Genomic DNA, 23,542 nt, shown 5'->3' with positions numbered 1-23,542 from the left:
TATTTCGCCTATTTTTTATATACATTGTTACAAACTGCCTTTTTTATGCCCATAATCTAAAAGGTATGACACTCCAATAAATTAAAATAATTGTCCATTGTAAGACAAATAAAATTCCGACTGTATCTATAGTTAGTATTCTGTTTCTCCTTATTTTTTTACTCCCCAAAATCATTGCTATTGGTAAAAAACCTGTTACAATTGCTAACAAAACATTCGCAAAAGTGACATCACCTAAATTAAGAAATGATTGGTTTAGAAGAAAAGGAAAAGGAATTAAAAGCCCTAAAATGGATAAAAAAGGAAACGTTATTATCTGCTTGTTTTTAAACAGTTTTTTCTTAAACAGTAAATAGAATCCACGAAACAAAATAAAGAATATACCTGTTAACCCCAGAATAAGACTTAGCCACATTAAAGCTAAATAAGTTATGTTAACTTTTTCGTAGGTTACTAATCCATCGCTAATTATTGGTACACTTCCGTTTTTGTAAAAAACATGAGATGGCTTAACTCTATCTTCTTTTCTGAATAAATTGCTCCCAATTGGTAAAAGAGAATTAGTTTCGTTTTGAATAGATTGAACAATCAATTTGTTATTTTCTTGCTCTACTTTTATTGAATTAAAAAGTAAATCTAAATACGCAAACATTTCGAATCGAAAGGGATTCATTTTATAATAACCATGAAAATCTTTGATATTTGATGGTAAACTATCTTTTATCTTTAACTTTTTAGGTTTATTTATTCCTAAGTGATTTATAAAAATCGTATTGAATTTCTCATAATTTGCAGTTTCACTATCCGAGTTATAACTGATGAAAAAACCTTTTTTTTGTTCAGGAAATAAATAGAATGTTGCTCTGTAACCAATTGTATTTCCACGATGAAATTTCCCTACAACACCATACCTATCTCTGTAACTAAGTCCAAACTGATACCCTGATTTCAATCCATTTTTATAAGATTCTGTTGATGTCGGATTCCCCATTTGATTTAAAAGTGCTTTATCAATAAACAACTTTCCATTAATAGTCCCCTCACTCATTAAGAATTTTGCGAATTGAGCCATATCTTTTGCAGTTGTGGTAAATTGACCTGCTGGACGTAAAAACATAGGTATGTTCTCTTGTGTTGTTCCATTTTCAAAATGTCCCATAGCTAAGTGTTGGTCAATATGCTCTCCTTTTTGAGTTGTAAATTGAAAAGTACTGTTTTTCATACCTAAAGGAACAAGAAGGTTTTTATCCAAATAGGTTTCATAGGGTTCCTGAGTGGTTTTTTCAATAATTAAACCTAAGAATGAATATCCCATATTTGAATAAGAAAATCGAGTTCCAGGTAAGGTTCTCACTTTCAGTACAGAAGGGTCTTTAGAAAAAATATATTCTAAAGGTGTAGAAGAAGTAGATTTTGTACTAAATATTTGCCAAAATCTGGAGTCTTCAATTCCTGAAGTGTGATTTAATAAGTCTCTTATCGTAACAGGATTATCTTCTCTCCAAGGGTTATCAAAAGTTATGTTGGGTAAAATTTTGTAAACTGGGGATTCAATGTCCAGTTTTCCTTGGCTTACTAAACGAAGAATACCTGTTGCAATTAGGGTTTTGGTCACTGAGCCAATTAGTACTCTATCGTTCTTTTCTAAAATTTCTTTTGTATCTGCATTCTTTAAGCCTATTGCTCCAGTTGTAACTATATCATCACTAATAGTTGACCATACAGCACCAGTTAAATTTTCGTTTGTAACAGCTTTTTTTAACTTTCCATCTAAAGTTTCATTGTCTTGTGCGGCTGAGATATTAGATAAGAATAGGAGCAGAATTAAAATTACCAGTTTAATCATTTATAATAGTTTAAAAAATGACGATTTATTATTCTTTTTGTTACTGCCTCGAGGTTGTTTGTAACGGTCTAGTATATGAAAAGTAGCGGATTTGCATACACTAACTTTTCGGTTAAACACAGACCTTTTTTATATTTATTTACTTTCAATTTAGCGATTAAACCAATATTATTTTTATACATTGTTGTGCTTTCGTTATTTTTTAATCTATTTCGTTGTTTAATAACTCCAAAATTTCAAGAATTCGATTACGTACCACTTGAGATTGTAAGTTTGCAGCATAATTAACTGAAACAGCAACAGAGATAACTCCTTCAAGTTCCTTTTTATTTAAAATCTCACTTGATTTTAATGCTTTGCTTGATCTTGGTTTATGAAATGGATTTACATTAGTTCCCTCCAATATCCATTTCAGATTTTGTTCGTCATTCCACCATTTATAAAATCCATCACGAAGTATTCCAAAATCACTGTACAAAGGAATAACTGATTCCCACATTTTTGTGAACCAGATTCTTTCAATTACTTGTATATCTAATACTTCAGTTGGCCAAGTAGTTAGTAATTGGTTCAATTTTTCATTCTTAATCAAAAGAATATTGCCAGAATTAATTAGGTTATTCTCTATAGGTTTGAATGCAGGACTACCAATCATTACGTTTAATTGAGAATTAAGACTATCTGTATCAACATCATTTGGTTCATCAATATATTGCAGTACTTTAGTGGCCGTTTCAATTATTCTTTTCCGATGATTAATTTTTTGTTCTAATTGTAAAAGATTGGCAATGTATTCATCTTTTAATTGTCTTAATATTTGTTGTTCTTTTGTATTGTCCTTTCTGATTTCATTCCAGTTATTTACTTGTAACGCAAGTAAAATACCGATCATTACAAGAACTATTTCACCAATAGCATATTTTAAATACTTTCCAGTTTTGTTTTCCATAAGCAGGTTTTGGCGAATTTTTCTAAAGAATTTTATCATTGGTTAGCGGTTGGTTATAATGAAGCACAACGCCGCGCTATGTACGACATCTGCGAAAGCAGTGTGCGGGTTGTAGCGCTGGCGGCTAATTTTAAGGAAATATAGCAAAATCGCATGACTGTAGTTTGGGAACCTGTCATTTTTTGGTCACCGTGTCCCAAATAACAGGCCTCAAGAAGGGCACAGAGTGGCCGTATCTTATGGATTTTGCGGTATTGGGAATAAAATTTGCCGTGCCACCGAGCGCAGCGACCGATGAACACCCGGGAAATAAAAAACAACAGTGAATAAATTGTATACCCGCCTGCCGGACGGGCAGGTAGCGTCCTGATGTGTCGAGTAGATGAGCCGTTGCGGCGATCTTGGCAAAAAGGTCCCTTATCCTACGGATCTGGCAATCTGACAGAGCGCGGCGATGATGTCGACTGGCTTTTGGTGCATAGGCTGCGGTAGCAGTGCAGCAAAAGTACGCCGCAGGCGTATTCGACATCATCGTTTAGTATATGAAAAGTAGGCGATTTCGAAGCACTAAACTTTCGGTTAAACACAGAGTTTGATACGAGCCACAACCCTTTATTTTACAACTGTTTCGCCTATTTTTTATATACATTGTTATGGGCTTTTATTTTTTTATCATTATTTCGACAGGATACTTCTTATAACCAAAAATGCTTATTTGTTTATCTAGGTCATCATATCTTTCCTCAAATCTTTCAAAATTTTCCGAGTAACCAAATGAGCCTGTTTTTTTTAGCCCGTCAATTATGTTTATGGAACCTACTTTTTCAAATGCGTCTTTGAATTTTAGTAAATCTTTATGCTCAACAGCATCAATTACAAAACCAAAAAAGAACTTAGGATTTCCGCCAACATAATCCCAAATAATTTCAATTCCTGGTTGTTCTTTTCTAGTTGTTTCTTTGTCATAACCAGAGCCAATAGTTCTCCCTAAAATCATTTCTTTGGTTATTGATTTTTCCGTTGGTTTTTCGAAACTTTTATAGATAGTCGGTACAAACCAATAATTACAATTACCTCTATATTGGTCTATTTTCATACAAATTAAGCTTCTGTAGCTGTTATCTTTAAGCTTAAATGACAAAATATCATTTTCATTAAATATGAAGTTAGAAATCTTACGATACTTTTTGGGCTTTCTGATTTTAGTGTTTTCTTTTTTGATTTTATTTAAAAATCGTGTCAAAACACTTTTTCTTGATTTACCTTCTTTCTCGGACAGTTTTGTCCATTCGTTTACACAAGCATTTTTTGATATAATATTCTCGATATATTCAATTCGTTCAGCAGTCATTAGTCCGATTTCCCAGTATGCAAGTCCACAACTTGTAACATAAATTTCATTATCGAAAGCATCAAAGTAATCAGGCTGTTCTAAAGGAAATTCATTAAGTATCATTTCTAATCCAGCTTCACTATCATACAAGTCCATAATTCCCCAATATGTATCGTGAGCTGTATCTCCGTCAATTATTTTAGTTCCATCTGTTGCCATTCAGTTTTTTTAATTACCCATAACGCAGCGCTATGTGAAGTCCGGCTAATTTTAAGGAAATATAGCAAAATCGCATGACTGTTGTTTGGGAACCTGTCATTTTTTGGTCACCGTGTCCCAAATAACAGGCCTCAAGAAGGCCACATAGTGGCCGTATCTTTTGGATTTTGTGGTATTGGGAATAAAATTTGCCGTGCCACCGAGCGCAGCGACCGATGAATACTTTTAAAAACAATAAAAATCAATGAATTATGCACTTCTTAAGTTTGATTCAGATTAAGGAAGAATTTGTTTGTTTTTCACCTCAGTTCTTTGTTAGCTGTTGGCGTTAATCAATTTCTTTAGCGTAAAACTTGTAAGTCAAATTAACAGGAATCCCAAATTGCGTTTTTGCTTCATTGAAATCATTTTCATTTTGATAACGATGCACAACGTAACTGTCGTTTCTTGTATCTATGATTATATAAATAGTAATGTCTCTGTCAGGCTTTAAATCGTCAAAGTCAGTGGTGTGAGGTTGTTTGTTTTTACAGGGATGCTGTTTTGCGATAATAAAGTCATCATAGTCCCCAATTGCAAAAACATGATGACTAACTATAATGTTTTCCGAATCCCAAATACCATCGCCATTTTTGCTATAGGAAATCCAGGAGTCATCATCCCATCTAGCGCTGTAAACATTGTTTACTATTTCTCCTCCTGATTCATTGGCGCCAAAGTAACAGCTGGTTAAAAAGAAACAAGAGAGTAAGGCAATAGATACTTTCATAAAAACATTTCTAGTCATAGTTTGTGTGCTTGCAGCTAACGGTTGGGCTAAGGTTCGTTGCGGCGATCTGTCCGCAGGACAGTCCCGCCGAACCCCGAAGTTAGCTTTTTGCGCAGGATTTCCTGCAAGGAAATCCGCAAGCAATGAATTTTAGCCATTGTTGGCATCAGTTTTTATAATCTCCGTGTTTTCAAGATACGTTCATTTTTATAGTCAACACAAAATGATTTAGGCTTGAACATCGGACTATCATAACCACAAATTTGGTCTCCGTCAAAAGTCCTTAAATCCAGTACTCTGAAGATTCTTTTGAATCCAATTAGTTCTCTTGATTCTGTATCGAGTATGTGTAGTCGCTGAACTGTTCCTTTGAACAGTTTGTAAGTCCATATAGGTATTGCTGCTTTAGTTCCCGCAGTATTCCAGATAGGTGGTCCAGCGCAGCGATTATCAATTAATGACTTCTTACCATCATCACTAATCCAATAACAATTTCCGCTTAATGGTGAAGACATTCCAAATTCCATCAGATTATGGTATTCCAGTTTGTTCTTCTTATCATGAGAGATTAACTGTTCATTTCCGTTGTAAAAATCCCATGCATTTGGATAATTATTTATTGTATTCTCTGTCATTCTCAAATTGATGCCAACGGCTCGCGAATATGCACAGTTTTTGCGGGGCGGTGGCATAAAAACTTGTTTTTAATGACAGAGAGCCACAAGAAAGCTGGCAAGAAATAAGCCCACTATTGTAAAGGGCTCAATGCCCTGCAACAATGGTATATATTCCATGTTGTCGGCAGTACAAGTTAATGATTAATAATTTAAGTATATTGATATGGATAAAACACCAGTAATGAAAAAAAGAGACGAATTAGAGTATAACAAATGGGTTGACCATTTAAACAATACTAGAGAAAGAACCAATTATGCAATACGCAGAATGGACTTATTGATAATTTCTATTTGTGGAGGCGGTATTTATATAATTTTTGAGACCATAAGAGAAATGAAAGGGTATGAAGTTGATTTTGAAAATGAGGGAACACTAATATTTTCTGGGATTACTTTTTTATTTGGTATTACAACAAATTTTATTTCACAGGTTACCGGATATCGAGCAAATCACCATGAAGAGAACTACACTCAATTGATGCTTAAAAAAATTGAGAAAAAAGACTATGATAAGGAAAAAATGCATAATTATAATTGTGGTGTTGACAATTACAATAAATGGACTAATGTATTAAATATTGCATCAATAGCCCTAATGTTTATAGGGCTTGCTTTACTGACAATATTTAATTATCATCTGGTTTAGATGGACGAACTGTCGTACCACCGCCTCTTTCTGTATCAGGTATTGGAGAATCTTTCCTTAAAGGAATATGTCTTGGTTCTGTTTTGGGCGGTTGAGGTCTTTGTTCTGGTTTGTCTTGTTTTCCCATAATGATAAATATATTAAAAATTTTAGTCAAGCCCAACGGGGTTGCAAGGGCTTATTTCTTGAGTATTCGCGAGCCATTTTTTAAAGTTAAGGATTTCCGTTTAGGAAATCCGCCCGCAATGGATTATAGGTATTGTTGTACACCGTTATTTATTAGTTTCCAGTCAAATTTTTTCACTTCCAGTTCCTGATTTAATCTTAAATACTGGTCATTGTATAAGTCGTCCAAAGTATAGATTGAAAATTTTTGTCCATTAGTTGTTTCTCCAATAAGGTTATGCACAGTCTTTCTGTCCGAATAAGAGTAGTAATTCAGACGTCCAGATTTAAAAATTCCCCAGCTTTTTTTGACTGTATTGCAAAAGTGTTGTGTAAGTATGCTGAAATCGTAAAAGGTGATATTATTCGGGCAATTAATTTGAATATTCTGGCCACTTTTAATTTTGAATTTTTCAAACCTTAAATCGCCATCACAAAATTCCAAAAATTCCTTTATTAAAGATTCTGCTTTCCTTTCGGATGTCTTGGAAATAAGCAGTTTATCTCCCATGGCGAAATCCAGTTTTAAATTTCCGGTTGAAGGGTATTTTTCAAGTCCATCACTATCGTTGTACTTTTCTATGATATTCCAACCAAAGGTTTTTTCCAATCCGTACCCGATAAACCAAATTGGACTTATTATCCATGTAATTGGGCGAAAGAGTTGTGGTTTGCACATATTAACCAAGCCAAGGATTATTTCCTTGAAATCCTTGACCAAGGTATAGACAAGCCCAATTAGTAAAAGGGAAAAAATTACGACAAAAAGATAGAGGACTATCCCCATAGTGCTTTAATGGTGTACAACGCCGCGCTATGTACGACATCTGCGAAAGCAGTGTGCGGGTTGGAGCGTTGGTGGCTAATTTTAAGGAAATATAGCAAAATCGCATGACTGTTGTTTGGGAACCTGTCATTTTTTGGTCACCGTGTCCCAAATAACAGGACTTAAGAAGGCCACATAGTAGCCGTATCTTATGGATTTTGCGTTATTGGGAATATAATTTATTCATAAGTAAGGAGGGAGGCAATGGGGGTAACTATTTGGCTCGTCTCTTCTTATAAATGTTCTTTTTGGCCAGGTCGTCCTCAAACCAAGTAAACTTGTCTTCAAAGAATTTCTCAAAATCTGGTACACTTTTATGCCCGGGATGCGGGGCATAGTAATGGGTTTTGCTTCTACTATCATTACGCCAGACCAGTACATAGGAAAGCCGTAATCCGTCTGCCTTCATTACTTTTAACATAGACTCTGTCCACCATGTGGTATTGGGAATAGATTCCAGTCCAGTTTCTGTAAAAGCAGCCAGTTTTTTGTTCTTTTTTGCGTAATCGGATACTATTCTCAGCTTTTTAATTGCAGTGTCCAAATCGTACCGGTCCCTGCCCATATCCGCATAATTGTCCATGCCAACCATATCTACCCATTCATTGCCAGGGTAGCGTTCTAGGTATTCTTCTTGGGTATTAAACTTATTGTCCGGTGAAAAGGCCCAAATAAAATTATGTACATTTTTGGTGTCCCTAAGATAACTGGCTGTAAATTTCCATAAGGTTTTAAACTCATCTACCGTGCAATGGCTTGCACCCCACCAGAACCAATCGCCATCAAACTCATGGTAAGGTCTAAAGATCATGGGAACCAGTTCCCCATTTTTTCCCCTGCAACTATTGGCCCATTCTGCAATACCATCTAAAATTTCTTTATACTGCTCATGTGCGTCTCCATTGGGGATCAATCTACGAACCACCGGCGTAGAAATGGAATCTTGCCAATAGAACCCGCCAGGTCCTACAGGATTGTAAAAATGCCAGGCAATGGTTATTACACCCCCTCTGTTATAAGTGTCTTCTACCACTTTTTTTAACCTAGACTTATATTCTTCTGGATTTCTACCCGTAAAACCACTAAAATCCACCCCGATCATTCCGGGATGTGTGCCCACAACAGATTTTACATCTGATCGGTCTTCATCGCCCATCCACCCACGACCATATTCCGTTGCATGCTGGTGCGCAAAAATGGTTCCTCTTTTTTGGATTTTCTTTAGACTTTTAAAAAGCTTTTTGGTTTCCCTAGTGGCATTTTTATCCATTAATTTCCATTGGGAATTTCCTTTGGCGCTCATAAATAATAGTATTAGAACAGATAGGACGAGCTTTAGGTTCATTTTAATTTATACTTTGTAGGTTTTGGACTATTGGAGCATGGTTATTTATTCCTCTTCGGAAGAATCTGTATCCTCCACATCATCCTCTCTATTTAGCTTGTTCTCCATGATGTTGAGTTTTTTAAGCTTGGCTTTCCAAGTCTCCAGTCCCTCTTTTTGCTTGTTCAGGTTTTTAATAACATCTTGCACCAATGGACTGTCCTCGGATGCATTGGAGAAAAATTGCATGTTGTTTTCCAATTGGCGGATCTCACTCTTGGACTCGTCTATTTTTCTACGGATAAAAGTCCTTTCATTGGATATGGCCCTTTCGTTATCGGCCTTTGCCAATGCCTGTATTTTGTTGCCGTATTTTAATAGCTCGGATTCTTGCCTGCTCACATCCATCTTTTTGAAAATGGCATCCAAAATCTTATTGAACTTTGCGTCAATGTTCTTTTTATTGTAGGGTACCCGTCCATAAGTTTTCCATTCTTCTATAAACTTTTTTATGGCGGCTAGGTCTTTTTGTCTATCATTGGTCAACTCAAAGGCCTTTAACCTGTCCATACAGGCACTTTTTTTCTCAAAATTTTCTTGTTCAACTTTAAAAGCACTGTTCTTTTTGGAATGCAGCCTATCAAAATAGTGGTTACAAGCAGTCTTGAACTCGTTCCAGATTTTATCAGAAAATTTTCTGGGAACATGTCCAATTTTTTTCCACTCACTTTGGATACGTTTCATTTCTGGGGTGGCCGTATCCCAATCCTCACTATCCTTTAAAGAAACTGCAAGGGCCAATAGCGCTCTCTTTTTGTCAAGATTCTCTTGTTGGTCCTTTTTAAGATTTTTGTAGTAATTATTTTTATTACGGTTAAAAGTTCTAACGGCCTCCTTAAAGGATGCCCATGTTTTTTCATTTACATTTTGGGGCACTTTTCCAGCCTTAAAAAAATCTTCGCGAAGGGCCTCAACACTTTTTATTTGCTGTTGCAATGTTTTGTGGTTGTTGGATACATTGGTGGCAATGGTCCTAATGGCATTAATGATTTCGTGCTTTTTTTCCAGATTTGCCTCGTAGGATTTGTCCAGTTCCTTATAAAAGTCCTGTCTACGCTGGTGCATGGCCTTTGTGGCATTGCTAAAACGCTCCCATATCTCTTCCCTGTGTTCCTTGTCTACCGGACCAATATCCTCTTTCCAAACCTTGTGCAAGGTTTGTAATTCTTGGAAAGCCCTTCCTAGATCTTGCTCATTGGCCAATGCTTCTGCACGCTCCACAATTTTTAGCTTTTCCTCTAAATTGTGCTTAAAGTCCAAGTCCCGCAATTCCCTGTTGAGATGTAGAAAATCATAAAAGATTTCTATATGGTGTTGGTAGGTACGCCAAACATCATTGTAATGGGTTCTGGGAATAGGTCCCGCATTGCGCCAGCTTTCTTGTATGTTCTTAAAATTTTTATAGGTGGTGTTAATGTCTTCCTCCACATTGACCAATCCCTTTAATTCCTCAATTAGTTCCAATCTTTTTGCAAGGTTGGCTTTTAAATTCTGTTCTAAGGATTTATAATACTGATTGCGTTTTTCACGATAGTCGGAATAGACTTCGTTGAACTGCCTTTTGGTTACAGAATTGTACCTAAAATCTATTTCATTGCCACCGTTGGAAATAAACTCTTCCTTTTTGTGCTCTAAAAAATCTTGGAATTTAAGGTCGAACTCGTACTTTATACCATCTACATGCTTCTTTATGGCCTGTACTTTTTCATTTCGTACCAGGCGCTGCAGTTCGCCAACCAAGTTTTCCATGGATAGGGCATGGTAGTCCAAAATAGGAATTTGGTGCCTTTGGTGATTGTCCGCATCCTCGGCATCTTCGGCATTGGTTTCGTCAATCTCCTCCAAAACATCTTCGGAAACTTCACCTTCCGTATCTTTTTCTACTTCACTGGAGGATTCCTCGGAATGTTCCGTATTTTCCACCTCTTCAATGGTTTCAGAGGTTTTTTCTTTTTCAATTTTAACCTCAGGGCTTTTCTCCGAATCGCTTTGGATTTCGGTAGTTTCTGATTTTTTTTCTCCCCCTACATCAGTGTGTAGTTGCTCGTCTTTCTTTTCCAATTCTCAGCAAGTTTAATGTATAGCGATGTTAAGATACTAACAACCTTGGGAATTGCAAAAGTAATACCGCTAAATTTTGATTAGGAGTTCCAGATTTCCCATGACTTTTCTGCCTGTAACTCCAACATTTTTAGCCCATTACAAATTGTGGCGCCTCTAGATTCCCCCTCTTTTAAGAAGGCAGTTTTTTCTGGATTGTAAATAAGATCAAAAAGTAGGTGTTGCTTCGTTATAAATTGATAGGAAATGTCTGGCTTGCCCTCTATATTTGGGTAGGTGCCCAAAGGTGTACAGTTCACAAGAATACTATACAATTGCATAGTTTCTTTGTTAAGATCATCATATGAAAATTGGTGTTTCATAGGGTTCCTGGAAACAAATTTGTAGGGAATGCCCAATTCCCTGAACACAAAGGCCACTGCTTTTGAGGCACCACCAGTACCCAATATCAATGCTTTTTTATGGTGTTCTTTTAAAAAGGGTTGAATAGATTTTTTGAACCCGTAGATATCTGTGTTATAGCCTTTTAACCCACTTTTGGTAAATTTTATGGTATTTACCGCTCCAATTTTTTTTGCTTTTTTGTTTAGCTTGGATAGATAGGGTATAATAGCTTCTTTGTAAGGAATGGTAACATTAAAACCTTTAATGTCCGTATTTGTTTTTATGAGCTCGGTGAATTCATTAATAGCTTGTAGATCAAAATTTTCGTACGAATGGTCTACTAACTTTAGGTTCTTGAACTTTTCTGTAAAATACCCTCTGGAAAAGGAATAGGAAATGTTCTTTCCTATTAACCCATATCTGTATTTCTTATTTTCTTTGTTTTCCATACCAATCCAATGCCAATAAAACAGTTACTCCCATTACAATACAAAATAGGGCCCACCAAGTTTCAGAAATATTGAAATCTGGAAAATAACGTTCATAGTTTGTGATAATCTCTCGCCCATCAGAATCCAACTGTACCATACCATTTAAGTCCATTTTGAGCATTTTCCTTTTCCAGGGCCATACAACGCCCAGGGAGCCGGTAATAAAACCTATGAGAACAGCTGTTGTAATGTGTTTGTAATGTTTTAAAACATAGCTTAATAAGTGGGAAATACTTACCAAACCTGTTACGGAACCCAATGTGAATACGGACAATATTTTTAGGGTATGCAAACGTGCCTGATTTTTTACAAAGCTAAAATCACCCTTAAGAATTTCGGAAAAACTATCGTATAGGGCATTTACAGAATCCACCAAAAGAAGTACATAATTCCCTAAAAGAATAAGGATAAAGGAGCCAGATAGCCCAGGAAGTGTCATCCCCGAAACACTTATCATACCACAAAGAAAAATAAACCAGAGGTTATCATTCTCTTTTGCCGGATTCAAAAAACTAATGGAAATCCCTATAACCAATCCAATAACACCAGATATGATGGTTTTTTTGTTCCAATGCTCAAAACTTTTGGTTATGTAATAAATGGAACCCAATATCATCCCAAAAAACGCTGCCCAAACAAAAAGCTCTTTCCTTTCAAGAAAATAGTCCAACACTCTAGAAACACTAAAGTAGCTTATGAGCATTCCAAAAATTAAAAGGAACAAAAACTGACCATTGATGTAACGATAGAAACTTTTGAACCTACCATTGAAAAAAAGCTTGGCCGCTTTTAGGTTTACCTTTTGTAAAGAGTAGATGAATTCTTCATAAAAACCACCAACAAAAGCAACTATTCCACCAGATACACCGGGCACCTTATTGGCAGCACCCATACATAGTCCCTTGATTACAAGGAAAAACTTGTCCAAAAATGTTCTGGAATGATCCATGGTTATATATCCGTTATTTTTTTGAAGCTAACTTTTCTAGGATAAAAATAAAAGAAAAACCGGTGAGAGCTAGGATAACAGCTAAGATTAATTGGCTGTCCCCTTCATAGTTCCAAGGGAAGATATTTTGTTCTTTTATCACAATTGTTTTCTCACCAAAAATTTTGGTTTCCAAAACCTTTTTCCAAGGCCATATTTTGCTCATGGAACCCACAATAAAACCTGTAAGGACTGCCAATGTTAGATTTTTATAGTGACTGAACATCCATTTTAATACTTTGGCAAAGCTCAATAACCCAAAAATGGCACCCACTGCAACCGTGGCCACAATTTTAATGTCCCTTTCATGAACGGCGTCTAAAATAGTTTTATAGGAGCCCAACAGAACTAGAATAAAGGCTCCCGAAATTCCAGGGAGAATCATTGCACACACTGCCAATGCACCCGATAAAAATAAATAAGGTAAGCTGGCTATGTTTTCCGATGGCGGGAGTTGGGTAATAAAATAAGCGATCAACGCACCCAATAAAAGCATGACCATGGTTCCTAAATTCCATTTTTCAATGGCCTTGCCCACAATAATAATACTGGCCAGAACCAAGCCAAAAAAGAATGACCATAACAAAATGGGTTTGTTCTCTAGCAACCAACTAATAAATTTTGCCAAAGAAATTACGCTGATACCTATGCCTAAAAAAAGAGCCAGTAAAAAATTGCCGTTTACCTGTTTCCAGAAAGCCTTAAAGCCTTCTTTTCGAAGTGTTTTTAAAAGAGAAAGGTCAATGTTGTTTATGGAGGTGATAAGTTCCTCGTAAATCCCCGAGATAAAAGCAATTGTACCACCAGACACCCCAGGAACAACATCTGCTGCGCCCATTGCCATTCCCTTAAGTGTAATGAATATATAGTGTAAAAAATTTCGGTTTTCCATAGAAGATAAAAAACAAAAATAGTTTTTTTATCTGGAAGCTTTTTTAATATCACTTATTAAATCAGTAACTAATTTTGAGTCACTAAACTGGGGAAATTCATTTTGGAAAAGGTAGAATTTATCAGAATCCAATTGAAAAGCATTGGTCAGACAGGCAATGGCATCAGTTGTATTATTGTCCATTAAATAAACCCCTGCCATCTTAAAAAGTATATCGGCATTTTCTGGATAAAATTCTACCCCTTGTTCCAATATTTGAATGACCGATTTATAATCTGTACTACCCAATAATACTACATTGCCCCAATTCATCCATGTGTCCAGTTCATAATTGCCTAGCTCCACTGTTTGCTTATAGGAAAAATCGGCTTCATCAAAATTCTTTAGTGCTGTATATATTTTGGCGCTTTTTTTCCAGTATAATGGGTTTTCCTCATCAATATTAATAGCTTTATTTATGTAGTACAAAGCTTTCTCATGTTCTCCTTTTTTGTAGTGGAACTCTGTTATGGCCAACCAACCTTTATCTAAAAGCGGATCCTCGTGTACTGTTCGATAATAAAAATGTTTGGCCTGGTCATAGTTGCCCAATTTTTCATGGCACCTACCAATGCGTAAATAGGCATGTGAGGTGGGATCTTCTATTTCTATAGTGGTTTCGTAATTCCCTATGGCCTCGTTGTACTTGCCCATTTTTTCCAAGACCTTGCCCTTTTCATAATAGGCCCCTATAAATGAGTCGTCTGATATTATGGCAAAGTCAAAAGCGGCTATAGCTTCCTGTAACATTTTTTTGCTTGCATACATTTTTCCCAGTTGGTGCCATGCTACTTCACTATAGGGGTTTCTTTCCAAATAATCATTTAGATATTGGATGCCACCCTCATGGTCTTCCAAAAACTCAAAACAATAGATTACATTGTATAGGGAAGCATAGTCCTGTTCATCCATAGAGACACATCTCATAAAGTTCTCCTTTGCCATTTGGTAATCATCCATAAAAAGATACTCCATTCCTAAGAGCGAGAAAATTTCAAAGTTGTTCTCTGCCAATGACAATGCTTTTTTTAATAACTCTACCGCTGCATCATGATTATCTTTTTTGGAATAGATGTTGGCACGTTGAATATAGATTTCTTCATTGTTGCTATCCAAAAGTTGTAGGCTGTCCAAATGTTGCTCGGCAATTTCCAAATTGTTTTCGAATACAAGTACCTCAACATTTAAAAGTTTAAGTTCCGTACTGTGTGGATGCTGCTGCAACCCAATTTTTATAGCTTTTTTGGCCAATGATATTTTACCGTTGTTAAGGTAGTGGTGAATAATATCCTCAAAATCCTCCGCATCAAAAAAGTAGACATCATCTGTCTTGAGCATGGATTCAAATTTAATTATGGGTTTGCTGGGTCTTTCGTTAGAATCTAACGCCATAAGTTTACGGGCTTGGTTTAACTATGGAATTAAAAATACTCTTTTTGAGAGTGCTTTATGTTTCCATGGGGGTCTATATTATTAACAATTTAGTTAACAAATTATTATTTTATTTGATTTAATACTTTAAGAATAATAGCACATCCTTTTTTTATTTCTTCATGGGACATAGTTAAGGGCGGTGATATTCGCACTGCTCGTGGTTCAAATAAAAGCCAAAAAAGGATAAGATTGTTCTCCTTACATTTTAGGATCAATTGGTTGGCAACTTCCTCATTTTTCATAATCAAGGCCAACATGAGTCCTTTCCCCCTTATTTCTTCTATATGGTTATGAACCAACAATTCTCTAAATAATTTTTCTTTTTCTAAGGCAGAAGAAACCAGATTGTTTTCTGAGATTTCTTTTAAGGTAGCCAAACAGGCTGATGCAATTACAGGATTGCCGCCAAAGGTGGTTATATGTCCCAATTTTGGGCTATGTTGCAAGGATTGCATCAATGTATTGGAAGATATAAAGGCTCCTACGGGAAGCCCTGATGCCATACCCTTGCCAATGACCAAAATATCTGGTACACAATCGTAATGTTCAAAAGCAAAAAGTTTCCCTGTACGGCCTAAACCTGGTTGAACTTCGTCCAGGATTAATAGGGTGCCAGTTTCATGGCACTTTTTTCGAACCTTTTTTAAATAATCGTTTTTGGGAACAATAAATCCGGCACCTCCCTGAATGGTCTCCAAGATAACGGCCGCAGTCTTTAAAGTTATTTTTTCCAAATCAGATTCATCATTAAAAGTGATAAAAGAAATATCCGGGATAAGCGGCCTAAAAGCACTTTTTCGTTCTTCGTGCCCCATGACACTTAAACTGCCCATGGTATTGCCATGATAGGCCTTGTTTGCAGAAATAATTTCTGACCTTCCTGTAAAACGCCTAGCCAATTTTAAAGCACCTTCTATGGCTTCTGTTCCAGAATTTACCAAGTAGGTAGTGTTTAAGGAAGGTGGTAGGAGGGAAGCCAGTAGTTTGGTATATGCCACTGCAGGTTCTAGAATATATTCCCCATAAACCATTACGTGCATATATTTTTCTGTCTGTTCCTGTATTGCAGCTATCACTTTGGGATGGCAATGGCCTAAACTACAAGCGGAAACCCCAGCTACAAAGTCCAAATGTGCATTGCCCTTTGTATCATAAATATAACTGCCCTTTGCATGGGAAACTTCCATGGCCAAAGGATGTGAAGTGGTTTGGGCCTGATATTTTAAAAAGTCATCCTTCATAGGCTACTTGACTTTTTTTAGAACAGGGGTCTTTTTAGGTTTGGTTGCCCGTTCCCGTTTCTTTTTAATGGTGTTTATGGGGTCTCCTTCATTTTTGCTTCGTTCCCCTTCCTCTGCATCTATATCAATGGGATTGTTTATACCACGGATTACAGGAAGTACAATGGTATTGTCATCCTCATCAAAAATATCATCCTTTGTCATGATTCTTTCGTCGCCGCGCCAAATAAAATCTTTCAACAAGCGCTCATTTTCTGGCAAGTCTTTGTCTGGAAAAATATCCCCATCAGGGTCAATGAAAAACGTAATATCCTCAATATCATTATTGGCCATAAACAGACGGATTTTACTGCATTTGGTTTTGTTGATCCCTACAAGTTCATCATCATCATTGTACATATAATAAACAACCTCGGTATTCTGTACCAAGTCTATGATTTTTAGTTCATTATCTACAAATTTTCCAAATAGGTCTATCCCTTTTGCTTGATTATAACCAATTTTTCCAATAGTGTCTTGGGAAATAATAAAGGAATTGTTGATAACCTTAAGAGAATCCATTTGCTCTGTTTGCAGGTTGGAAAGAAGGTGAATGCTATCACCTGTCATTTGGTTTTCCAAGTTCCAAAGTATGGGGTCTGTTATTAATTGTGTAAGCCCAGTCTTTTCATTGGAGTGAATAGAGTCGCATTTACCACTTAAATCTTTTTTAAAGAATTTAGCATTTCTAAAAGCTCTTAAAATGCGTTCTTCGGGTTTTCCCGTAACCATTAGCGTATCACCATGTACATAAAGTGAATCCAGCGGCTCCTGTGCGGCACTTATGGCAACCGCCCTTCTAGTGGCAAAAACAGAATCCTTGGCTTTAAAGACCTCGGCATAATGGGCCCTAATAATACTATGGTTTACCGTATCTGTAACCGTTATATTATTGGTGGCAGAGGCAAATTCCCGTGCCTTGTCAAAAAAGAGGCTATCACCTTCTATGATTCTATTGTTGTAATTAATTTTGGTATTCTTAATGCCATAGCCACTTTCTATTTTGGTATCATAAAACCCGCGTTCACAATAAATGGTATACGTTTCACCTGTTATGGTAGAGGGCCCGTACATATAGGCATTTTTGGATGTTGTGTAATAATCCAACTGTTCAGAATCCATAATGTACTCCGGATTATCTATATGGACACTGTCCAGGAATTGGTACTTTTTAGGGGTCATATAATAACGCCCAATTTGACTGGTAAGTGTATTGGCAGAATCCACTACCGTCCCAAAATCATTGTAATAGGACTCTTGTTTTTCCCTGTCAAAATAGAGTGTATCCGTTTTTAGAACCATATCGGTATTGGTAAGTACCACGGTATCCCAAGCCTTTGCCAATTTAATGTTACCATCATAATTAATATGTCCGGCAGTCATTTCAATGGAATCCCCTTGCTGTAAAAGAATATTCCCTATGGCCCTTAATTTGTTCTCTTTTTGGTAGAAAATGGCAACATCGCACCATAGATCGGCACCTTCATGTTCAAAACGCACTTGCTGATGTTCGTCCTTGCTAAATATAGAAGCGCCGGGAAACTTTACTTCATCCCTGGTAAAGTTGGCACCATAAACAATATTGATTTGTTTTTCTTCTGGCGGTTGTTCCTGAGCAGTACAAATGAAAACTGAAAAGCAAAAAATGAAAAATAGAATTTTCTTCAACCCTTAAATTTTGTTCAAAAATAGAATATTTTGGCTGAGAAAGATAGTGGATTAGGATACTTTTAAGGTTTGTCTGTCTAGACCATTTTTAAAATTCCCCGAACGTATCCAACGGATTCCGAAAGCCCATATATGGCATGGTCTCCATCTTTTTCATATTCCAGGCCCAAAACTCCATTGTACTTAATTTCTTTTAGGGCGCTCATTATGCTTGGAATGTTCATCTTACCACGTCCAATTTCCACATTTTTTCCATCTGGCACCTGTTCATGGATATCTTTGATATGGACATCAAAAAGCCGGTCCTTGTATTTTTTGAGCTCGGTTGCCGGGTCTAAATTTAATCTAAAGGTATGTCCCGTATCTATGCAAAGACCAATCCTATTATCCAAATCTTTTATTCTATTGTACACACTTTCTGGTGAAGGAAAAATGTCATCTTCTGGACCGTGATTGTGTATGGCCAGTTTTATATTGGTCTCCTTTACTTTCTTTTCTATAAGGGGAAGCAGCTCATGGTTGGGTGCTCCAATTATCATTTTTAAACCAGCAGTTTTTGCGTAGTTAAAGTAAGTGTCAACATCTTCAGGGGTTTTAAAGTAGATAACCCCACCTCCATAAAGGTTTAATCCCCTTGCTTTTACTTTATCACGGATATAGGTGAGTTCTTCGTCCGAAGCTTCGTAGGGTAAGTGAAAGCTTTTAAAGGCAACGTCTTTAATGTCTAATCTTTGGGCAATTTCTATGACTTCATCTAAGCTGTACTTTCGTAAAGTATAGGAAGCCAGTCCCACAGTTAATTCATGGTCATTTGTTATTGATTTTTCTGTTTTTTTTGTTTTGCTAAAGGAAGACGTCCCCGCAGCCACGACTCCAAGCCCTAATGTTTTAATGAAATTTTTTCTGGAAAAATCCATGGTATTTTGGTTGTTAAAATGAATATCTTTTAAAGATACTACTTTTATTTAGTTACCTTATATTGATGTTGTCCTCCCCTTTTTTAATAAGAGGTTCTTATCTATCCTTTAGTCTATACATAAATTTATGGCCACTCCAGTCCTCATCTATAGCCGCTACTTTGGTGTCCACCAAGCCGTTATCCTGACCATATTTCATAATGCTGAATTTGTCCAGTTCAGTTTCTATTTTGGAAGTTTTTTTGGGCCAGCTTATCCAGAGAATTCCGTTTTTTTTCAAACTCTTTTTTGCAAGTGAAAAATAATGCTCGAGTTCTTGGGCTGTTTTTACAAAAACGTGGATAAATCCAATTTCTTGTTTTCCGGCTACTTCATTTAGTACAACATTATTGGGAAAGTCCACAAAGAAATCGGTATACTTTTTTGGTGAATTTAATACCAAGATTTCTGAAGATTCTTTTATTCCAAGTTTTTTGTCAAGAGGAGTCACTTTTTTTCGATGTTTAAAAGGTTAATTTAGCAATAACCTTTGACAAAAAAAAGGCCACTGTAAAGCGGCCTTTTGGTTATCTATGTATTGTTTGGGTCCTATCTGGCCCTACGGAAACAATTTTAATAGGTACTTCTAATTCTTTTTCCAAGAAATCTATATAAGCATTTAGTGCGGGGGGCAGTTCCTCGGGTTTTGTCAATTGGGTGAGGTCTTTTTTCCACCCTTCCATTTCTGTATAGATGGGAGTTACATTTTCTGGCTCAATATTATAAGGTAGGTGTTTAATAACATCTCCCTTATAATTATAGGCAGTACAGATTTTTAATTTTTTAAAGCCGCTAAGCACATCGCCCTTCATCATCATTAGCTCTGTAACCCCATTAATTTGTACTGCATATTTTAATGCTACCAAATCCAACCAGCCACAACGTCTTGGCCTACCTGTGGTAGCTCCAAATTCATTGCCAACACGTCCCATGGTTTCTCCATCTTCATCAAAAAGTTCTGTTGGGAAGGGGCCGCTACCCACACGGGTGGTATATGCTTTAAAAATACCCTTTACATCACCAATTTTATTGGGAGCCACACCAAGACCTGTACATGCGCCGGCAGCTGTAGTATTAGATGAGGTTACAAAGGGATAGGTGCCAAAATCAATATCCAATAGTGAGCCCTGGGCGCCTTCGGCCAATATTTTTTTGCCTTCCTTTTGCGCCTTAAAGAGGTATTCTTCACTATCAATAAATGTTAAGCTCTTAAGCTCTTTTACAGCTGCAAAAAACTCGCTTTCCAAATCTTTAAGGTCATATTGAATGTCCACATCATAAAACCCAATCATGGCCTCATGTTTATTGGCAAGTGCACGGTATTTTTCTTTCCAATCATCCAATTCCAAATCCCCGATGCGCATACCGTTTCTACCCGTCTTGTCCATATAGGTTGGTCCAATTCCTTTAAGGGTAGAGCCAATTTTAGCTTTTCCTTTAGCTGCTTCGGAAGCGGCATCCAATAACCTGTGCGTAGGAAGAATTAAATGGGCCTTTCGAGAAATAAGTAATTTGGATTTTATATCAATATTGAACTTTTTAAGATTGTCCAGTTCTTTTTTAAAAATAACGGGGTCTATAACCACACCATTGCCAACAATGTTCATGGCATTCTCATGAAAAATACCAGATGGGATAGTATGCAATACGTGTTTTATTCCGTCAAACTCCAATGTGTGCCCAGCATTGGGCCCGCCTTGGAATCTTGCAATTATATCATAGTCTTTGGTTAGTACATCAACGATTTTTCCTTTTCCCTCGTCTCCCCATTGTAATCCTAGTAGTAAGTCTACCGCCATTCGTAAGTATTGGTTAGTTGTTTGTATTCTCTTCTTTGTTTCTTGTGCCGTAAAAATAAAGTGAATGGTTGCTGATTTTTATATCAAAAACCTCTTCTATTGTCTTTTTAATAGATTGAATTCTCGGATCGCAAAATTCCACAACTTCACCTGTATCGGTTAGAATAACATGGTCGTGTTGTCTATCAAAATAAGATTTTTCGTATTGTGCCTGGTTTTTCCCAAATTGATGTTTCCTGACCAATTTACATTCCATTAAAAGTTCAATGGTATTATAAAGTGTAGCGCGGCTTACCCTATAATTTTTATTTTTCATTGTAATATAGAGGGATTCTATATCAAAATGTTCATCACTATTATAAACTTCCTGTAGTATGGCGTACCGTTCAGGAGTTTTTCTATGACCTTTTTCTTCCAAAAATGCGGTAAACACATTTTTTACAATTTCTTGATCTTTATTGGCTACCATGTTCACAATTACTAATTCTGCAAATGTAACAGTTTAAATTTAAATCCTAGTGACTTTGTCAATACCACCGACCCGTTTTAAGTTGTCTGTCAATTTTTTGAGAATCGTATTATTTTTTACCACAACCGTAATTTTTCCCGTAAAAGTTCCTCCATCTGTACTAAAATTGAGGTTTCGCATATTTACATGCATATTATCCGAAATAATCTGGGTAATTTCATTTACCAAACCAAGATTATCTATACCTGTAAGCTTAATGTCCACGGTAAATTCCTCTTGGGAGGAATCTATCCATTTGGCGCTAATTATACGGTAGGCATAATTGGATTGCAGCGCAATGGCGTTTGGACAATTTTTTTTATGGACTTTAATTCCTTCATTAACACTTATAAATCCAAAAACATCGTCACCGGGAATAGGATTGCAGCATTGTGACAATTTATATTCCAGTTTTTCCTCTTCTTTACCAAACACAAGAATATCATATTTAGAAGTAATTTCTTCCTTGTGGATATCATCGGGTACAGGGGTTCTTTTAATTTTGTTTTTAAAGAAACTTATAAAGGCATTGCTATAGGTAGAAGTAAAATCTTTTATCTGCTGGTTGTCTATAGTCCCATTGCCCACACGAAAAAATAAATCCAAACTGGTCTTTAGTTTAAAATAGACCACCATTTTATTTATAACATCTTCATTAAGTGTTATTTTTTGTGATTTTAATTTTCTCCTTAAAATCTCTTTTCCTTCAAGTGCCACATCCTTCTTTTCTTCTCTTAAGGATGATTTTATTTTTGCACGTGCTCTTGCAGTAGTGGCATAATCCAACCAGCTTTGGTTGGGTTTGGAACTATCAGATGTAATAATTTCTACTTGGTCACCACTATTTAGCGGTGTGTTCAAAGGAACTAGTTTTCCATTTACTTTTGCACCGCGGGTGTGCATGCCAACTTCCGTGTGGATGTTAAATGCAAAATCCAAAGGGGTTGCACCTTTTGGTAATGATTTTAACTCTCCATTGGGGGTGAACACAAAAATTTCTTTGGAATAAAGATTTAATTTAAACTCCTCAACAAAATCAACAGCATTGGTATTGGAATTTTCCAAAGCTTCCTGTAAGCGGTTCAACCAACCTTCTATTCCTTTTTCTTTCTGTTCCCCATGCTTGTATTTGAAGTGTGCCGCATATCCTTTTTCGGCAATTTCGTGCATGCGTTCACTGCGTATCTGTACTTCTACCCATCTTTTTTTGGGCCCCATTACTGTTATGTGCAGTGCTTCATAACCTGTGGACTTAGGAGACGATATCCAATCTCTTAATCGCACAGGATTTGGGGTAAAGTGATCGGTTACAACAGAATATATTTTCCAGGCCAAAAATTTCTCGTTCCTTTGGTCCGATTTATAAATTACCCTAATGGCAAACTTGTCATAGATTTCTTCAAACGGAACGTTTTGGACTTTCATTTTCTTTCGAATGGAGAAAATGGACTTCATTCGCCCTTTTATAATGTAGTTTAATCCTTCCTTATCCAAAGAATCTCTTATAACATTTGAAAAATCTTCAATGTATTTTTCATTTGCTTCTTTTGTATCCGCAATCTTTTCATAGATGTCATGGTAAACATCGGGCTCCGTGTATTTTAAGCTTAAGTCCTCTAGCTCGGTTTTAATATTGTACAAGCCTATTCTATGGGCTAGGGGAGCATAGATGTATAAAGTTTCAGATGCCATTTTTACCTGCTTGTGCTCAGGCATCGCATCTAGAGTGAGCATATTATGGTAGCGGTCTGCAATTTTTATGATGATAACCCTAACATCATCATTTAAGGTCAAAAGCATTTTTCTAAAATTCTCTGCCTGTTGGGATATGTTCATATCCTTTTTTAGGTGAGCTATCTTGGTGAGTCCGTCAACAATTCGGGCAACTGTTTCACCAAACATACGCTCCATATCATCCAATGTATAGGAAGTGTCCTCAACAACATCGTGTAAAAGTGCAGAGGCAATGGAAACTGCATCCAGGCCAATTTCAGAAGCCACAATTTTGGCTACAGCTATGGGATGAAAAATATAGGCTTCGCCCGATTTCCTGCGTTGGTCTTTATGGGCATCAACAGCAATATCAAAGGCATTTCGTATTAATTTTTTGTCATCATTGGAAAGCGACTGATAGCTTATACGAAGCAGTTCTTTGTATTGCTTTGCAATTTCTTTGTTTTCCTTTTCAATGTCCGCTTCAGTCATCATATATTAAAATTACCACAATC

The 23,542-nt window shown here is 36.5% G+C and carries 21 protein-coding genes; 1 reads left to right on the top strand and 20 read right to left on the bottom strand.

Features of this window, described 5'->3' with window-relative positions:
• Window positions 1–43 precede the first annotated feature (43 nt).
• The 5 genes from GGR42_RS13770 to GGR42_RS13750 form a co-directional block, all read right to left on the bottom strand.
• Window positions 44–1,846, bottom strand: a complete 1,803-nt coding sequence (locus GGR42_RS13770) for a serine hydrolase domain-containing protein (RefSeq protein ID WP_167965212.1) — start codon at window positions 1,844–1,846, stop codon at window positions 44–46.
• 202 nt (window positions 1,847–2,048) lie between these two features.
• Window positions 2,049–2,834, bottom strand: coding sequence for a DUF6090 family protein (locus tag GGR42_RS13765; protein ID WP_167965210.1), 786 nt, complete (start codon window positions 2,832–2,834; stop codon window positions 2,049–2,051).
• A 622-nt stretch (window positions 2,835–3,456) separates the two neighbouring features.
• Entirely contained in the window at window positions 3,457–4,347 is an 891-nt protein-coding gene (locus GGR42_RS13760) for a hypothetical protein (protein WP_167965207.1), read from the bottom strand.
• 328 nt (window positions 4,348–4,675) lie between these two features.
• A complete protein-coding gene (locus GGR42_RS13755; RefSeq protein WP_209023998.1) occupies window positions 4,676–5,134 on the bottom strand; it encodes a DUF3997 domain-containing protein in 459 nt (152 codons plus the stop codon).
• A gap of 155 nt (window positions 5,135–5,289) precedes the next feature.
• Entirely contained in the window at window positions 5,290–5,808 is a 519-nt protein-coding gene (locus tag GGR42_RS13750) for a hypothetical protein (RefSeq protein WP_167965202.1), read from the bottom strand.
• Between the two features lie 166 nt (window positions 5,809–5,974).
• Here GGR42_RS13750 and GGR42_RS13745 point away from each other — a divergent pair, with 166 nt between their 5' ends.
• On the top strand, window positions 5,975–6,439 hold the full coding sequence (locus tag GGR42_RS13745; RefSeq protein WP_167965200.1) for a hypothetical protein: 465 nt from the start codon (window positions 5,975–5,977) through the stop codon (window positions 6,437–6,439).
• On the opposite strand, the gene GGR42_RS13740 is transcribed toward GGR42_RS13745, so the two are convergent.
• From GGR42_RS13740 to GGR42_RS13670, 15 genes are all read right to left on the bottom strand, one after another.
• A complete protein-coding gene (locus GGR42_RS13740) occupies window positions 6,420–6,566 on the bottom strand; it encodes a hypothetical protein (RefSeq protein WP_167965198.1) in 147 nt (48 codons plus the stop codon). The genes GGR42_RS13745 and GGR42_RS13740 overlap by 20 nt on opposite strands.
• A gap of 123 nt (window positions 6,567–6,689) precedes the next feature.
• A complete protein-coding gene (locus GGR42_RS13735; protein WP_167965196.1) occupies window positions 6,690–7,214 on the bottom strand; it encodes a hypothetical protein in 525 nt (174 codons plus the stop codon).
• A gap of 430 nt (window positions 7,215–7,644) precedes the next feature.
• Complete coding sequence (locus GGR42_RS13730) at window positions 7,645–8,775, bottom strand: glycoside hydrolase family 26 protein (RefSeq protein ID WP_167965194.1); 1,131 nt, start codon at window positions 8,773–8,775, stop codon at window positions 7,645–7,647.
• Window positions 8,776–8,820: 45 nt separating this feature from the next.
• Window positions 8,821–10,875, bottom strand: a complete 2,055-nt coding sequence (locus GGR42_RS13725) for a DUF349 domain-containing protein (protein ID WP_167965191.1) — start codon at window positions 10,873–10,875, stop codon at window positions 8,821–8,823.
• Window positions 10,876–10,955: 80 nt separating this feature from the next.
• Complete coding sequence (locus GGR42_RS13720; protein ID WP_167965189.1) at window positions 10,956–11,708, bottom strand: shikimate dehydrogenase family protein; 753 nt, start codon at window positions 11,706–11,708, stop codon at window positions 10,956–10,958.
• On the bottom strand, window positions 11,689–12,699 hold the full coding sequence (locus tag GGR42_RS13715) for a DUF368 domain-containing protein (protein WP_167965187.1): 1,011 nt from the start codon (window positions 12,697–12,699) through the stop codon (window positions 11,689–11,691). The genes GGR42_RS13720 and GGR42_RS13715 overlap by 20 nt, the downstream gene beginning before the upstream one ends.
• A 13-nt stretch (window positions 12,700–12,712) precedes the next feature.
• Window positions 12,713–13,630 carry a DUF368 domain-containing protein gene (locus tag GGR42_RS13710; RefSeq protein ID WP_167965184.1) on the bottom strand — a complete coding sequence of 306 codons (918 nt, stop codon included), beginning with the start codon at window positions 13,628–13,630 and terminating at the stop codon, window positions 12,713–12,715.
• Between the two features lie 27 nt (window positions 13,631–13,657).
• Window positions 13,658–15,061, bottom strand: a complete 1,404-nt coding sequence (locus GGR42_RS13705) for a tetratricopeptide repeat protein (RefSeq protein ID WP_167965182.1) — start codon at window positions 15,059–15,061, stop codon at window positions 13,658–13,660.
• A 104-nt stretch (window positions 15,062–15,165) separates the two neighbouring features.
• Complete coding sequence (locus GGR42_RS13700) at window positions 15,166–16,344, bottom strand: aspartate aminotransferase family protein (RefSeq protein ID WP_167965180.1); 1,179 nt, start codon at window positions 16,342–16,344, stop codon at window positions 15,166–15,168.
• 3 nt (window positions 16,345–16,347) lie between these two features.
• On the bottom strand, window positions 16,348–18,051 hold the full coding sequence (locus GGR42_RS13695; RefSeq protein WP_167965177.1) for an OstA-like protein: 1,704 nt from the start codon (window positions 18,049–18,051) through the stop codon (window positions 16,348–16,350).
• 77 nt (window positions 18,052–18,128) lie between these two features.
• Window positions 18,129–18,968 carry a sugar phosphate isomerase/epimerase family protein gene (locus GGR42_RS13690; RefSeq protein ID WP_167965175.1) on the bottom strand — a complete coding sequence of 280 codons (840 nt, stop codon included), beginning with the start codon at window positions 18,966–18,968 and terminating at the stop codon, window positions 18,129–18,131.
• Between the two features lie 97 nt (window positions 18,969–19,065).
• The gene (locus GGR42_RS13685) at window positions 19,066–19,458 is read right to left on the bottom strand and encodes a DUF3052 family protein (protein WP_167965173.1); all 393 of its coding nucleotides are present in this window, start codon (window positions 19,456–19,458) and stop codon (window positions 19,066–19,068) included.
• A 76-nt stretch (window positions 19,459–19,534) separates the two neighbouring features.
• Window positions 19,535–20,806, bottom strand: coding sequence for an adenylosuccinate synthase (locus GGR42_RS13680; RefSeq protein WP_167965171.1), 1,272 nt, complete (start codon window positions 20,804–20,806; stop codon window positions 19,535–19,537).
• A gap of 13 nt (window positions 20,807–20,819) precedes the next feature.
• Window positions 20,820–21,275 carry a Fur family transcriptional regulator gene (locus tag GGR42_RS13675; protein WP_167965169.1) on the bottom strand — a complete coding sequence of 152 codons (456 nt, stop codon included), beginning with the start codon at window positions 21,273–21,275 and terminating at the stop codon, window positions 20,820–20,822.
• A 39-nt stretch (window positions 21,276–21,314) separates the two neighbouring features.
• Window positions 21,315–23,519, bottom strand: a complete 2,205-nt coding sequence (locus GGR42_RS13670; RefSeq protein ID WP_167966393.1) for a RelA/SpoT family protein — start codon at window positions 23,517–23,519, stop codon at window positions 21,315–21,317.
• Window positions 23,520–23,542 lie beyond the last annotated feature (23 nt).

Source organism: Saonia flava (genome assembly GCF_011927795.1).
Taxonomy (GTDB): Bacteria; Bacteroidota; Bacteroidia; order Flavobacteriales; family Flavobacteriaceae; genus Saonia; species Saonia flava.
The sequence above is the reverse complement of the archived record's forward strand: the minus strand, read 5'-3'. Positions and strand labels throughout refer to the sequence as shown.